This is a genomic window from Actinosynnema sp. CA-299493 (assembly GCF_050946825.1).
GTDB lineage: Bacteria > Actinomycetota > Actinomycetes > Mycobacteriales > Pseudonocardiaceae > Actinosynnema.
This window is the reverse complement of record NZ_CP191993.1, coordinates 4,771,346-4,785,829: the sequence shown is the minus strand read 5'-3', so window position 1 is coordinate 4,785,829 and position 14,484 is coordinate 4,771,346. Positions and strand designations below refer to the sequence as shown.

At 73.0% G+C, this 14,484-nt stretch carries 12 protein-coding genes and 1 riboswitch; of the genes, 6 read left to right on the top strand and 6 right to left on the bottom strand.

Annotated elements, in window-relative coordinates:
• Window positions 1-143: 143 nt before the first annotated feature.
• Entirely contained in the window at window positions 144-2,078 is a 1,935-nt protein-coding gene (locus ACQPYE_RS19690) for a S8 family peptidase (RefSeq protein WP_498713177.1), read from the top strand.
• Window positions 2,079-2,132: 54 nt separating this feature from the next.
• On the opposite strand, the gene ACQPYE_RS19685 is transcribed toward ACQPYE_RS19690, so the two are convergent.
• The 5 genes from ACQPYE_RS19685 to ACQPYE_RS19665 form a co-directional block, all read right to left on the bottom strand.
• The gene (locus ACQPYE_RS19685; RefSeq protein WP_498713175.1) at window positions 2,133-3,314 is read right to left on the bottom strand and encodes a cellulose-binding domain-containing protein; all 1,182 of its coding nucleotides are present in this window, start codon (window positions 3,312-3,314) and stop codon (window positions 2,133-2,135) included.
• A gap of 171 nt (window positions 3,315-3,485) precedes the next feature.
• On the bottom strand, window positions 3,486-3,785 hold the full coding sequence (locus ACQPYE_RS19680; protein WP_498713173.1) for a hypothetical protein: 300 nt from the start codon (window positions 3,783-3,785) through the stop codon (window positions 3,486-3,488).
• Window positions 3,786-4,154: 369 nt separating this feature from the next.
• Window positions 4,155-5,336, bottom strand: coding sequence for a S8 family peptidase (locus ACQPYE_RS19675; protein WP_498713171.1), 1,182 nt, complete (start codon window positions 5,334-5,336; stop codon window positions 4,155-4,157).
• 114 nt (window positions 5,337-5,450) lie between these two features.
• The gene (locus tag ACQPYE_RS19670) at window positions 5,451-6,413 is read right to left on the bottom strand and encodes a DMT family transporter (RefSeq protein ID WP_498713169.1); all 963 of its coding nucleotides are present in this window, start codon (window positions 6,411-6,413) and stop codon (window positions 5,451-5,453) included.
• Between the two features lie 186 nt (window positions 6,414-6,599).
• Complete coding sequence (locus ACQPYE_RS19665) at window positions 6,600-7,859, bottom strand: cytochrome P450 (RefSeq protein WP_498713167.1); 1,260 nt, start codon at window positions 7,857-7,859, stop codon at window positions 6,600-6,602.
• Window positions 7,860-7,962: 103 nt separating this feature from the next.
• Window positions 7,963-8,075, top strand: a riboswitch (cobalamin riboswitch).
• A 91-nt stretch (window positions 8,076-8,166) separates the two neighbouring features.
• On the opposite strand from ACQPYE_RS19665, the gene ACQPYE_RS19660 reads away from it, so the two are divergent.
• The 5 genes from ACQPYE_RS19660 to ACQPYE_RS19640 are packed head-to-tail and all read left to right on the top strand — an operon-like array spanning window position 8,167 to window position 13,837.
• Window positions 8,167-9,462 (top strand): peptidase, encoded by a 1,296-nt coding sequence (locus tag ACQPYE_RS19660; protein WP_498713165.1) that lies wholly within the window; start codon window positions 8,167-8,169, stop codon window positions 9,460-9,462.
• Between the two features lie 40 nt (window positions 9,463-9,502).
• Window positions 9,503-10,333, top strand: a complete 831-nt coding sequence (locus ACQPYE_RS19655; protein ID WP_498713163.1) for a hypothetical protein — start codon at window positions 9,503-9,505, stop codon at window positions 10,331-10,333.
• A complete protein-coding gene (locus ACQPYE_RS19650) occupies window positions 10,330-11,409 on the top strand; it encodes a CbiQ family ECF transporter T component (protein WP_498713161.1) in 1,080 nt (359 codons plus the stop codon). Before ACQPYE_RS19655 ends, ACQPYE_RS19650 begins: the two co-directional genes overlap by 4 nt.
• Window positions 11,406-13,007, top strand: coding sequence for an ABC transporter ATP-binding protein (locus tag ACQPYE_RS19645; protein WP_498713159.1), 1,602 nt, complete (start codon window positions 11,406-11,408; stop codon window positions 13,005-13,007). Before ACQPYE_RS19650 ends, ACQPYE_RS19645 begins: the two co-directional genes overlap by 4 nt.
• Window positions 13,004-13,837, top strand: coding sequence for an ECF transporter S component (locus ACQPYE_RS19640; RefSeq protein WP_498713157.1), 834 nt, complete (start codon window positions 13,004-13,006; stop codon window positions 13,835-13,837). Before ACQPYE_RS19645 ends, ACQPYE_RS19640 begins: the two co-directional genes overlap by 4 nt.
• Here ACQPYE_RS19640 and ACQPYE_RS19635 read toward each other — a convergent pair.
• The gene (locus tag ACQPYE_RS19635) at window positions 13,782-14,447 is read right to left on the bottom strand and encodes a hypothetical protein (protein WP_498713155.1); all 666 of its coding nucleotides are present in this window, start codon (window positions 14,445-14,447) and stop codon (window positions 13,782-13,784) included. The two genes, ACQPYE_RS19640 and ACQPYE_RS19635, sit on opposite strands and share 56 nt — an antisense overlap.
• Between the last annotated feature and the right edge of the window lie 37 nt (window positions 14,448-14,484).

The following is a 14,484-nucleotide window of genomic DNA, read 5'->3' as shown; positions in this document are numbered from 1 at the left end:
ACTGCCGGCCGATTGTCCGGTTCCGAGCGTTCCTCTAACGTTGCCGATCACGTCCGCGCGAACGTGATCGCAGAACCTCCGCTCCCCGGCCGACCCGTCCCGCACGGGTCCGCCGGAAACCCTGCACGAGGGAGAACCCTGCAATGGGAGACGTTCGCGGATCCAGACGCGCCCTGATCGCCCTGGGCACGGTCGCGGTGACCGCCCTGGCCCTGGCCTCCGGCACCACACCCGCCGCCGCCGAAGGCGACATCCTCGGCACGACCAACCCGACCGCCATCAAGGACAGCTACATCGTCGTCTACAACGAGCTGTCCACCCAGAGCGTCGACGCGCTCACCGCCGACCTCAGCGCCAAGTACGGTGCCAAGGTCGACTACACCTACCGCCACGCGCTCAAGGGCTTCGCGGGGACGCTGTCCGAACGGGACGCCCGCCGCCTAGCCGCCGAGCCGGGCGTGGCCTACGTCCAGCAGAACGGCGAGGTCAAGGCCACCGCGACCCAGCCGAACCCGCCGTCGTGGGGCCTGGACCGGATCGACCAGCGCGACCTGCCGCTGGACTCGTCCTACACCTACCCCAGCGACGGGGCCGGCGTCACCGCCTACATCATCGACACCGGCATCCGGACCACGCACTCGGACTTCGGCGGCCAGGCCAGTTGGGGCACCAACACGGTCGACACGAACAACACCGACTGCAACGGCCACGGCACCCACGTCGCCGGCACGGTCGGCGGCACGTCGTACGGCGTGGCCAAGGGCGTGCAGCTGATCGCGGTCAAGGTGCTCAACTGCGCCGGCTCCGGCTCGTTCGCCGGCGTCGCCGCGGGCATCGACTGGGTCACCAACCACCACACGTCCGGCCCCGCCGTGGCCAACATGAGCCTCGGGGGCCAGGGCAGCGACGCGACCGGCGAGGCGGCGGTCCGCAGGGCGATCTCCGACGGCGTGACCTTCGCGATCGCGTCGGGCAACTCCAACGCCGACGCGTGCAACTTCACCCCGGCCCGCGTCGCCGAGGCGATCACGGTGAACGCCTCGACCAACACCGACGCGCGGGCCTCGTTCTCCAACTACGGCACGTGCACGGACATCTTCGCGCCGGGCCAGAACATCACCTCGGCCTGGAACACCGACGACGCCGCCACCAACACCATCAGCGGCACGTCCATGGCGTCGCCGCACGTGGCCGGCGGCGCGGCGGTCCTGCTCGGCGCCACGCCGTCGTTGACGCCCGCGCAGGTCCAGAGCACGATGATCGCCAACTCCACCCCGAACAAGATCACCAGCCCGGGCACGGGCTCGCCGAACCGGCTGCTGTTCGTCAACACCGGCGGCAACCCCGACCCGGGCCGCCCGTCGGTCACCCCGCCGGGCAACCAGACCGGCAGCGTCGGCACCGCCACCAGCCTGCAGATCAAGGTCTCCGGCGGCACGCCGCCGTACACGTGGACGGCCACCGGCCTGCCGCCCGGCCTGACGATCGCGTCGACCACCGGCCTGATCTCCGGCACGCCCACCACCGCCGGGTCCTACACCGTGACCACCACGGTGACCGACAGCGCGGGCCAGATCGGGGCCACCACGTTCACCTGGACCGTCAACCCCCCGGGCGGCTCGTGCGCGGCACCCGGTGAGAAGGCGGTCAACGGCGGCTTCGAGAGCGGCACCACCGGCTGGGCCAACGCCACCCACTCCATCGCCCAGTGGACCGGTGAGGGCGCGCCCCGCACCGGCACGCACTCCTCGTGGATCAGCGGCTACGGCTACAGCAACACCGAGACGCTGACCCAGACCGTCACCATCCCGGCGGGCTGCGTCAACACCACGCTGTCGCTGTGGTTGAAGATCAGCACCGAGGAGTACGAGCCCGCGGTGTTCGACACCTTCACCGTGTCGGTGGCCGGCACCACGCTGGCGACCTACACCAACCTCAACCCGTCCGGCTACGCGGCGCGCACCTTCAGCCTGGGCGCGTACGCGGGCCAGAGCGTCACCCTGAGCTTCACCGGCACGGAGGACTGGTCCTACCAGACCTCGTTCGTGCTGGACGACGTCTCGGTGAACGCGGCCTGAGCCGAACGTGGGGAGGGCCGGCGACCGGCCCTCCCCACGTCCTCGCGTCCTCGCTCAGCAGGCGATCGGCGAGGAGCCGATCGCGACGTCGTCGTACCACAGCGTGTTCGAGCCCTCGCCGTAGCTCTCCCAGCCCAGCCGCAGGTCGGTGACCGCGGGCCGCCAGTTGGTCTTGCGCAGCCACTGGCCGTCGACGTCGGGCGTCGAGACGCCGTCGGCCACCAGGCCCTCGACCACCGAGCCGTTCAACGAGGTCGACAGCCTGCCCGCCGGGTCCACGGTGAACTGCACGCAGTTCCACTGGCCGGTGGGCAGCGGCTTGCTCTTCGACACGCCCACCGGGCTCTGCTCGGGCAGGGTCGCGTCGTCGGACTCGCGGTTCCACTGCAGGGCCGCGTTCTGGCCGCCCATGCGCAGGTCCTTGCCGCCGTCGGCGGAGTCCTTCATGGCCATGAACGTCACGTGCGACGCCGGCAGGGCCGTGGTGTGGCGCACGTAGTACCGGCCGTGCACGACGCTCGAGCCGGTGAGCGGGGTGCCGAAGAAGATGTGGTTGCAGTAGCCCGCCGCGCCGTTGACCCGCACCGACTTCGAGCCGCTGCGCGCGACCGAGTTGTCGATGCTGACCGCGCCCTGGCCGGTGCAGTTGGGCGCGCCGACGGTCCACCGACCGCTCGGCGACGTCCCGGTCTGCTGCTCGAAGCCGTCGCACAGCGTCGCCGAGCCGCAGTCGCCGGGCACACCGGTCGTCGTGGTGGTGGTCGTCGTAGTCGTAGTGGACGTGCTCGTGGACGTGCTCGTGGACGTGGTGGTCGACGTGGTGGTCGTGGTCGGACCGTCGCCACTGCACGAGACGCCGTTGAACGCGAAGTCGGTCGGCGTCGCGTTCGAGCCGCTGTAGGTGGCCTGGAAGCCGAACTGGGCACTCGCGCCCGTGCCCAGCGAGCCGTTCCACGGCATGTTGGACGCCGTCACCACGGCGCCGGACTGCTTCACGTCGGCGCTCCAGCCGGAGCTGACCGACTGGTTACCGCCGAAGGTCCAGGTGAGCTTCCACGAAGTGACCGGAGCGGACTGGTTGGTCACGGTCACGTTGGCGGTGAACCCGGTGGCCCACTGGTTGAGCTTGTAGTCCACCGCGCAGACGGGAGCAGCTCCCGCCGTGCTGGTCCCGCCGATCACCACCAACCCGGCTATCGACACCACAGCGGCCACCGCCGCCAGCAGATTTCGCACAACAACCCCTTCGTTGTCGTCTCTGGGAGCGTTCCCAGAAACAGACTGTAACGATTCCGTCACCTCAATGGAATAGCCCGCTCGCCGCAACGGCCGTTCGGACGAAGGCGCGCCGGGCCGCCGGTCATCCCCCGCCTGATCGACAACGGACCGGGCCGGCGGCGGGAGTGATCAGTCCAGCACGGTCACCGTGCCGCGACCGCCGTCCACCCGAAGGCGGTCACCGGTGGACGTACTGCCGGGCGTACGCCTCACGGGTGATCTCGCCGGGCCTGAGCCGGGCCAGGCCGAGCACCGGGCCGAGCTCGCCAACTCCCCCGCCGCGCCGTGCGCGCCGGTCAGCAACGCGGTGGTGTCGTCCTCGCCGACGAGCCCGGCCGGCTTGCGGCGGCGAAGCCGTACCGAGGACATCGCGCCCGCCCGTGCGCCGGAGTCGAACACCTTGGCCTCCACGTGCAGCACGTCGTCCACATCGGACTTCCACAGCGCGAGGAGCTCGCCGGGCGTCGCGGTAGGCGTGCGTGGTCAGGTGGAAACCGGCCGGCACGGGCAGGCTCGCGGCGGCGAGCCTGGCCGGCGAGGCGCCCTTCCCGCCGACCGTCTCCAGGTCGGCGGCGGGATCAGCGAGCGGCAGCACCAGCGCGGTGGTCCCCATCCGCCGATCCTCGCACCGGCGGTTGCGTCCGTGGCGGGAACGCGCCGAACGGGTGCGCGCGGCCAGGTCCAGAGCCTCGGTTCGCGCTGCCTGGGGTTGTGCGCCGCCCACACGCCGGGCACGAGCTGTTCGCGGGGTTCCCCGGCGCGCGGGGTGAGGGCGTGAACCCCGCGCGCCGGGGACGTTCACAGGCCGTTGGTGAACAGCAGGCGGTTGACCGTGCCGCCGGTGGCGCCGCCGCTGACGACGTTCGGCGTGGCGCCGGAGTTCAGCCAGTTGTGCACGGTGGCCGACGGCTGGTCGCCGAACCGCTGCTTGTAGAGCGCGGCCACGCCCGCCACGTGCGGCGTCGCCATGGACGTCCCGCTCATCGCGCCCGAGCCGCCGGTGCGGACGGTCGAGACGATCGAGGTGCCCGGCGCGTAGAGGTCGACGCACGCGCCCGTGCTGGAGAACGACGACCGGGCGTCGGTGTTCGTGGAGGACGCCACCACGCTGGCCGTCTCCACCTTGCGCGGCAGGCGGTCGCACGAGTTGCCGCCGGTGTTGCCCGCCGAGGTGGCCAGGAAGACGCCCGCGGCGATCATGTTGCGGATCGCGGTCTCCAGGCTCGCCGACGCGGTGAAGTTCCACGACGTGTTGGCGACGGCGGGCTTGGTGTGGTTGGCCGTGACCCAGTTGATCGCGTTGAGCGCCGACGTGGTGGTGGCGCTGCCCGAGCAGTTCATCATCTTCACGCCGTGCAGCCGCACGCCCTTGGCGATGCCGTAGGTGGCGGAGCCGATCGTGCCGGCGACGTGCGTGCCGTGGCCGTGGCAGTCGGTGTTGTTGGTGTCGTAGCCGTTGTAGTCGAACGTGGCCCGACCGCCGTAGTCCGCGTGCCCCGGCGTGATGCCGGTGTCGATGATGTAGGCGTGCACGCCCGCGCCGGTCTGGTTGTAGGTGAAGCTGTTCGACAGCGGCAGGGCGGCCTGGTCGATCCGGTCGATGCCCCACGACGGCGGGTTGGCCTGGGTGGCGTCGAGCGCGTCGGTGACCAGCACGTCCTGCTCGATCGTGGTGACCGCCGGGTCGCGGCTGAGCTTGCGCAGCTGCGCCGGGGTGAGCTTGGCGGCGAAGCCGTGGAACGCCGCGTCCCACACGTGGGTCGGCGTGACGCCCGCCGTGGCGGCCACGCTCGCGCCGCCGCGGGCCGACGCGCCGAGGGTGACGATGTAGGAGTCCTTGATCGGGTGGACGGTGGCGGACGCCGTCGCGGTGACGAGGTCGGCCTGGTGCCGGGGTTCGGCCGAGGCGGTGGTGGCGGTGAGGCCGACGGCGGTGGTCGCGACCGCCAGGACGGTGAGCGTTCGACGGAAAGGACGCACGGGTTGGCTCCTTCGGGTGAACCCGGGCGAGTGCGCCCCGACGCAGGGTTGACGGGGCGAACGGTCACTCGTCCGAGGTCCAGACCAGCAGCCTGACCAGCGGTTATGCCATGGTCAACGGAGGTCGGCCGAACGGCCGTCCCCACCGTCACGCTCGGTGGACATAACGGACAACTGGTAATGCCCGGGTCGCCCGGCCGGGCGCTTGCCCGCGGCCGACCGGGCCAGTGCCAGTCGGGTCAGCGCGACACCGGCGAGCACCACCGCCATGCCCGCGACGATCCGCGGCGTCAGCGGCTCGTCGAGCACGAGCGCGCCCAGCCCGACGGAGACGACCGGCAGGAGGTAGCCGACCGTGGCGGCGCTGGTCGGGCCCTCGTCCTCGATGATCCGGTAGTTGAGGAAGAACGTGGCGCCGGTGCCGAGGACGCCGAGCACCACCACCGCGACGATCGCCGTGACGGTGGGCGTGGTCGGGGTGCGGTCGAAGGGGAGCATGACGGCGCTCAGGCCGGTGGCCGCGGTGAGCTGCGCCGCGGACATCGCGATCGGTCCGCCCTTGCCGACCAGTTTCCGTCCCATGTAGGCGAACGCGACGGCGTAGCTCGCCGCCGCGCCGAGCAGGGCGAAGGCCCCCGGGCTGAGCAGGCCTTGCTGCCGCCAGGGCGCGAAGATCAGCGTCACACCCGCGAAGCCGACGACCAGGCCGAGCACGCGCACCGGCGTGACGGGGCCGTCCGTGCCCAGGGCGAAGCCGAGGAGGAGCGAGAACAGCGGGGTGGTCGCGTTGAGGACGCCCGCCACGCCGGAGTCGACGGTCTGCTGGCCGACGGCGAACAGCAGGAACGGCAGGGCGTTGCAGAAGAAGGCGGCGACCGCGAGGTGCCCCCACAACCGGCGGGGCAGCTCCTCGTGGTTCACGCGGGCCAGCACGAGCAGGGTGGCGGCGCCCAGGGTGCAGCGGACCACCGTGATCAGGATCGGCGACAGTCCGGTCAGGGCCAGTTCGATCCACAGGAACACCGAGCCCCACAACAGGGCCAGCGCCCCCATCCGCAGCACACCACGTCCGGTCATGGGCTCACCGTCCCCCACGACCGACTTCAAGAAAAGTGAAACCTCATGACACTACGTTAAGCAGCGCTACAACATCACCAGCCCCGAACCCAGGACTCGCGCGAGAGTCCTCCCTCCACCTCGCGCGAGTCCTACGTTCAGAACGACCGTGTCCTACGTTCAGGACCCCCGAGTTCAACGCTCGCGTCAGCGGGTGTGGACGAACAGCGACTCGACGCCGTGCACGATCGACGCCGTCCGGAACGCGGGCCGCTCATCGGCCAGGCGCAGGTTCGGGAAGCGGCGCAGCAGGGCCGGGTAGGCGGCGCGCAGCTCCAGCCGCGCCAACTCCGCGCCGACGCACCGGTGCGCGCCGTAGCCGAACGCCAGGTGCGACGACGCCGAACGGCCCGCGTCGAACTCGGACGCGCCCTCGCGGTTGGCCGCCGACAACGACACCACGACCACGTCGCCTTCCTCGATCCGCTGCTCGCCGACCCGCAGCGCGTGCCGGGCGAAGCGCGGGAACGCCACCTGCACCACGCTCAGGTGCCGCAGCAGCTCCTCGACCAGCGGCGCCGCCGCCGCGTCGTCGTCACGCATCGCCGCACGCGCGGCGTCGTCCTTCAGCAGCACGATCGCGCCCAACGCGAGCATCGACGCCGTGGTGTCGAACCCGCCGGTCAGCACGCCGTCGGCCAGGCCGGCCAGCTCGACGTCGCTCACGTCGTCGCCGTGCTGCCGGATGATCGAGCCGATCAGGCCGTCACCCGGCGACCGGCGCTCGCGGCGCACGATCTCCTCCATGTACGACAGCGACTCGGAGATCGCGCCCAACGCCTGCCCCGCGCCGCCGAACACGTCGAACCGCGCCGCCGCCAGCTCCTGGAACCGCTCGCGGTCGGCGTAGGGGACGCCCAGCAGCTCGCAGATGGTCAACGACGGTACGGGCAGCGCGAACTCCCGCACCAGGTCCACCGGCCCGTCGGCGGCCTCCATGGCGTCCAGCCGCTCGGTGACGATCGCGTCGATGCGCGGCACGAGCCGCGACAGCCGGCGCATGGTGAACTCCGGCGTGAGCAGCTTGCGCAGCCGCGTGTGGTCGGGCGGGTCGGCGAAGCCGAGGCCGCCGGGCGACTGCTCCAGCCGACCGACCGCCGCACCGAGCCGCGCGTAGTCGTTGCTGAACGCACCTGTGTCGGAAAGCACGTTCTTCGCTTCGTCCTGACCGGTGACCAACCACACCCGCAAGCCGAACGGCATCGGGATCCGGTGCACCGCGCCGCTCTCCCGCATCCGCTCCAACTCGGCGACCGGCACCACCCCGTCCCGCTTCAGCGGGACCAGCGCGCGGTCCGGGAGCAGCGCGAACGCCCGCGAACCGATCTTGCCCAACACCCACCGCGCCGCCGAACGCCGTGCGACCCACGCCACCAAACCGTCGCGCACGGACGCCAGAGTCGTCATCGAACACCCCTCTTCCCCAGACTGGATCGCCCGACGGTAACCGCACGCGGGGGTGAGCAGCATCGCGCTAGAGGCGGATTGACACACCAGGGCCCGTGACAGACGATCGGCAATCGCGCGCGATACGGGGGAAGCCGGTCGAAATCCGGCGCTGACCCGCAACGGTAGGTCCCACCCGGGACGAGTCCGAACACCCGTCGCGCGTGCCACGCTCCTGACACCGTCGAGGTCAACGGGTCGGAGCCCGGGGGAAGTCGGTCACGGCTGTCCGGGGTCCGCTCACGCCTTGCCCCCGGAAAGGCCGAACATGTCGTTGAGACGGACCGCCGCCGTCATCGCCGCCGCCGCTGTGGCCGCGCTCGCGGCGACACCCGCAGCCCAGAGCCGGGCGTGGGCGGCGCCGACGACGCCGGACGTGAGCGACACGGCCGCCGGCTGGCTCTCCCGGCAGCTCGTCGACGGCGACCACCTCGAGAACGTCGGCTACCCCGACCAGGGCCTCACGCTGGACGCGCTGTTCGCGTTCACCGCGGCGGGCGTGGCGTCCGCGAGCGCGGACAAGGCCGCCGCCTGGCTCGCCGAACCCGAGATCATCGCCAACTACCTGCACTTCGGCAACCCCGCCGAGTCGTTCGCGGGCGCGCACGCCAAGCTGGCGTTGGCGGTCCAGGTGCGTGGCCAGGACCCGACGGCCTTCGGCGGCGAGGACCTGATCGCCGGTCTCACCGCGCTCCAGGCGCCGTCCGGCCGGTTCCAGGACAAGTCCGAGTGGGGCGACTACTCCAACGGCTTCACCCAGGCGTTCGCGGTGCTCGCGCTGGACCGGTGGGAGGGCGCGCCGCGGACCGCCGTCGACTACCTCGTCGGCACGCAGTGCCTGGACGGCGGGTTCCCGCTGGTCCTGGAGGCCGCGACCTGCGTGTCGCACGTGGACGCCACCGCCATGGTGGTGCAGGCGCTGCTGGCCGTCGACGAGGACACCGAGGCCGCCGAGGCGCTCGACTGGCTGACCGGCGTGCAGCAGCCCGGTGGCGGGTTCCGGGACGAGGGCGCGGCCGGTGAGGGCAACGCCAACAGCACCGGTCTGGCCGCGCAGGCGTTGCGCGCCGGCGGTCGGACGGCCGCCGCGGACCGGGCGGCGAGGTTCCTGACGTCGTTGCAGGTCGGTTGCGCGGCGGACGAGGCGAACCGGGGTGCGATCGCGTTCGACAAGAGCGGGTTCACGCAGGCCACGTCGTTGCGCGCGAGCGCGCAGGGCGTCCTCGGCCTGGTGGGGGTGAACTTCGCGGACCTGACGGCGGAGGGTGGCACGCCGGCGGCGCCGGTGCTCGACTGCCCGACCACCACGACGACGCCGACTTCGACCTCGTCGTCCACTTCGGACACGACGACGACCACCACCGCGGCCACCACCACCTCCGACATCGCCACTACTACTACGACGACGACCGCTGCCGTAGTAGTAGTGGCGGGCAACCGCGGCAACCTCGCCCGCACGGGCGCGGAGGTCGGTCCGATGCTGTGGATCGGCGCGTTGCTGCTGTTCGGCGGCGTGCTCGCGGTCGTCCTCGCACGCCGGCGGCACGCGGAGGCACGGAAGTGACGGCACGTGATCGCGGCACGCCGACCGTGCTCGGCACCCGATGACGGGCCGGTTCCGGCGAGCCCTGACGACCCTGGCCGTCGTCGGGCTCGCCCTGACGTCCGCCCCGCTCACCGCCCAGGCGGCCGACTGCGCGGGCGTCACGGTGGTCGTGGACTTCGGCCCGCTGGGCGGCGGCGTGCAGACGGGGTGCGCGCCGGGTGATCCGGCCACGGGCACGGCCGCGCTGACCGCCGCCGGGTTCGGCTACACGTTCGCGGCCCGGCAGCCCGGTTTCGTCTGCCGGATCAACGGCCGGCCGAGCAGCGACCCGTGCGTCAACACCTCCCCCACCACGGCGTACTGGGGTTACTGGCACGGTCGGCCCGGTGGTGCGTGGGTCTACGCCGGCAGCAGCGCCGGTGCGCACGACCCGGCTCCGGGCAGCGTGGAGGGCTGGTCGTTCGGCGCGGGCGGGCAGCCGGGCATCGCGCCGCCCGCGCCGGAACCGACCCGGCCCGCGCCGCCACCACCCGCGCCCGACCAGCCCGGCCAGCCCGCGCAACCCGGACAGCCGGTCGGACCCGGGCAACCGGCACCACCCGCGCCCCAACCGGGTCAGCCGACGCAGCAGACCACCCAGCAGACCGGGACGTCCGCGTCCCCCACCGCCGGTACGACGTCCGCACCGCCGTCATCAGCGGCGACGACGGTCGTCGGCACGGCGTCGAGCTCCGCCGTGGCGACGAGTTCGACGCCGGTGGCCGTGGAGCCGACGGCGGGCACGTCCTCCGGCGGCACGGTCGGCCTGGTCGTCGGGATCGTGGTGATCGCCGCGTTGGCCGGTCTGGGGCTGTGGACCGCGCGCCGGCGCGCCAAGGCCGCGGCGTGAGCCTGCACCCCGGCTCGTGGTGGCTGTGGGCGTTGTGCCTCGCCGCCGTGGCCGGCCGCACCACCAACCCGGTCCTGTTGGCGCTGGTGATCGCGGTCGCGGGATACGTGGCCGTGTCGTGCCGGGAGGACACCCCGTGGGCAGGCGCCTACGGGGTGTTCCTCAAGTTCGCCCTGGTGGTGCTCGCCGTCCGGGTGGTGTTGCACGTGCTGCTGGGCGGGGTGAGCGGGCCGACGGTGCTGGTGACGCTGCCGGAGGTCCCGTTGCCGGAGTGGACCAGGGGCGTCCGGTTGGGCGGCCCGGTCAGCGCCGAGGGGCTCGCGTTCGCGGTGTACCAGGGGCTTCAGCTGGCGACGTTGCTGTGTTGTGTCGGCGCGGCGAACGCGCTCGCCAACGCCAAGCGGCTGCTGCGGTCGCTGCCGGCCGCGTTGTACGAGGTCAGCGTGGCGGTGGTGGTGGCGTTGACGGTCGCGCCGCAGTTGGTGGCCAGCGCGCGGTCGGTGCGCCGGGCGCGGGCGTTGCGGGGTGACGTGGTGCGCGGCGTGAAGGCGGTGCGGGTGCTGATGGTGCCGGTGTTGGAGGACGCGTTCGAGCGGTCGCTGGTGCTGGCCGCGGCGATGGACTCGCGCGGCTACGGCCGGACGGCGGGGCTGCCGAAGCGGACCAGGGTGGTGACCGGGGCGCTGGTGCTCGGCGGGTTGCTGGGGCTGTGCGTCGGCGCGTACGGGCTGCTCGGTGGCGCCACACCCGGTGTGGTGGGCGTGCCGATGCTGGTGGTGGGCTCGGTGTTGGCCGTCGCGGGCCTGTGGACGGGGTCGCGACGGGTGCGTCGCAGCCGCTACCGGCCGGACCGGTGGGGGCCGCGCGAGCTGGCGATCACCGGGTCCGGGCTGGTCGCGGCGCTGGCGACGTTCCTCGCGCCGGAGGGCCTGGGCGGCGGCGCGCTGACGCCGAGCACGGTGCCGCTGACCGTGCCGGAACTGCCGCTGCTGCCCGCGGTCGGTCTGCTGTGCGCGCTCGCGCCCGTCGTCATCGCCAGGAACGTCGTCATCGCCAGGGGCAGGGTGAACCCGTGATCCGGTTCGAGAACGTCTCCGTCACCTACCGCGACGCCGACGCGCCCGCGTTGGCGTCGGTGGACCTGCACGTGCCCGAAGGCGAGCTGTGCCTCGTGGTCGGGCGGACCGGGTCGGGCAAGTCCACGTTGCTGCGCGCGGTCAACGGCCTGGTGCCGCACTTCACCGGCGGCACGCTCACCGGCCGCGTGCTCGTGGCGGGGCGTGACACCCGCACCCACCCGCCGCGCGAGCTGGCCGACGTGGTGGGCCTGGTGGCGCAGGACCCGCAGGCCGGGTTCGTCACCGACTCGGTCGAGGAGGAGCTGGCGTACTCGATGGAGTCGCTGGCGCTGTCGCAGCCGGTGATGCGCAAGCGCGTCGAGGAGACCTTGGACCTGCTGGGCCTCGCGGACCTGCGGCACCGGCCGCTGGCGACGTTGTCGGGCGGGCAGCAGCAGCGCGTGGCCGTCGGCGCGGCCCTGACCGCCCACCCGCGCGTGCTGGTGCTGGACGAGCCGACCTCGGCGCTGGATCCCGGCGCGGCGGAGGACGTGCTGGCCGCGCTGCACCGGCTGGTGCACGACCTGGGCATGACCGTGCTGATCGCGGAGCACCGGCTGGAACGGGTCGCGCAGTACGCGGACCGCGTGGTGTGGCTGCCCGGCGGTGGCCTGCCGCCGGTCGCGGGCGAGCCGGGCCCGGTGCTGGCGGACGCCCCGGTCGCGCCGCCCGTGGTGCGGTTGGCGCAGCTGGCCGGGTGGACGCCGGTGCCGGTGTCGATCCGCGACGCGCGGCGGTTGGCCGGTCCGCTGCGGGACCGCCTGCCCGAGCCGCCGGTGGCGTCGTCGGCGCGGTCGGCGGAGTTGGTCGTCGCGCACGACCTGCGGGTGCGCTACTCCGCTGTGGACGCCTTGCGCGGCGTGTCGTTGAGCGTCGGCGAGGGCGAGCGCGTGGCCGTGATGGGTCGCAACGGGTCGGGGAAGTCGAGCCTGCTGTGGGCGGTGCAGGGCACGGGCAAGCGGTCCGGCGGTGACGTCGCGGTGGCCGGTGTCGACCCGGCGACGCTCAAGCCCGGTCCGCGGCGCGAGGTCATCGGCCTGGTGCCGCAGCAACCGGGCGACCTGCTGTACCTGCACACCGTCGGCGGGGAGTGCGCGCAGGCGGACCGCGAGTCGGGCAAGGTCGGGGGCACGTGCCGCGAGCTCCTGGACCGGTTGGCGCCGGGCATCCCGGACGACCGGCACCCGCGTGACCTGTCGGAGGGGCAGCGGCTGGCGCTGGCACTGGCCGTGTCGCTCACCCCCTCGCCGCGGGCGGTCCTGCTGGACGAGCCGACCCGGGGCCTGGACTACCCGGCCAAGACGCGGCTCGCGACGGCGTTGCGCGAGCTCGCCGACGACGGTCACGCGATCGTGCTGGCGACGCACGACGTGGAGTTCGTCGCCGAGTACGCGAGCCGGGTCGTGGTGCTGGCCGACGGCGAGGTGGTGGCCGACGGCCCGACCGCCGAGGTGGTCACCGCCTCCCCGGTCTTCTCGCCCCAGGTGGCCAAGGTTCTCGCGCCGCTGCCGTGGTTGACGGTGGCGGACGTGCGCGCGGCCCTGGCGGCGCGGTGAACGCGCCGGTCCGCGTCCGACCCCGCGCCGCCCTCGCCTTGGCCGTGGCGGCGGCGATCAGCGTCGTGGCCTTCGGGTGGCCGCTGCTGGTCTCCGCGGACTCCGTCATCGCGCGGGGCGCGACCGCGCCGTGGACGTTCGCCCTCCTCCTCCCCCTGGTGCTGGCCGTGGTGCTGGCCGAGATCAGCGAGGGCGGGCTGGACGCGAAAGCCGTGGCGATGCTGGGCGTGCTGTCGGCGTTGGGCGCGGCGATCCGCCCCCTCGGCGCGGGCACGGCGGGGATCGAGACGGTGTTCTTCCTGCTCGTCCTCGGCGGCCGGGTGTTCGGGCCCGGGTTCGGGTTCGTGCTCGGCAACACCATGCTGTTCGCGTCCGCCCTGCTCACGGGCGGTGTCGGGCCGTGGTTGCCGTACCAGATGCTCGGCGCGGCCTGGGTGGCGCTGGGCGCCGGTCTGCTGCCGTCGGCGCGCGGCAAGGCCGAACTGGCGGTGCTCGCCGCGTACAGCGCCGCCGCGTCCCTGGTCTACGGGCTGCTGCTGAACCTGTCGTTCTGGCCGTTCGCGTTGAGCGCGGGCAGCACCTCGCTGTCGTTCCAGCCGGGCGCGCCGGTCCTGGACAACCTGGCGCGCGTGGTGGCGTTCAGCCTGGCCACGTCCCTCGGCTGGGACGTCGGCCGCGCGGTCACCACCACGATCCTGGTGCTCGCGACCGGCCCGGTGCTGCTGCGCACGTTGCGCCGGGCCGCCCGCAGGGCGTCGTTCGCCGATCCGGTGTTCACCGGGGCAGCTGCGCCGCCACCTCCGCCACCGCGTCCAGGACCTCCGGCGTGACGTAGCCGGTCGCGATCTCCGCCTCGGCGACGGTGACCGTGGTCCGGTCCCGGTCCGAGCCGTAGTTGGCGCCGGTGAACACCACGTCCGCCAGACCGACCTGGGCCGCGCCCAGCGCCTGCACGTCCCCGGTCCCGGGCGCGTCCACGATGTCCTGGAACTCCTGCGCGTCGCCGCGCGAGGCGAACTCGACCCAGGCCACCGCGATCACCGCCGAGTTGCCCGCGTCGTCACCGACCGTGAACAACACCCGCTCCATCGACGTGCACGCGTTCTCCCGGAGGAAGTCCCGCACACCGCCGAACGCCGCGTCCACGCACGCGACCTGCTGCTTCTCCGTCCGCTTGAGGCCGTGCAGCCCCATCCGCCGCCACGCGCCATCGGCGTCACCCCGTCGGGCGAGGTCGCCGCCCTCGTCCTTGCGCGCCTCGACGCCCGGCCCCGGACCGCCGCCGCCACCGGAGCCGCCCGCGCTGAGGCCGACCGCTCCCCCGTACCCGACCGCGCTGAGCGCGATCAACCCGGCCAACAGCGCCGACCTGCTCCGCCCGCCCCCGCCGGCGACCGGCCGAACCCGGCCGCGGTCGTCGGTGTAGAAACCCTTTGGCACCCTGACCTCCTCCCCCTGAGGAAGGTTTAGCAACGCC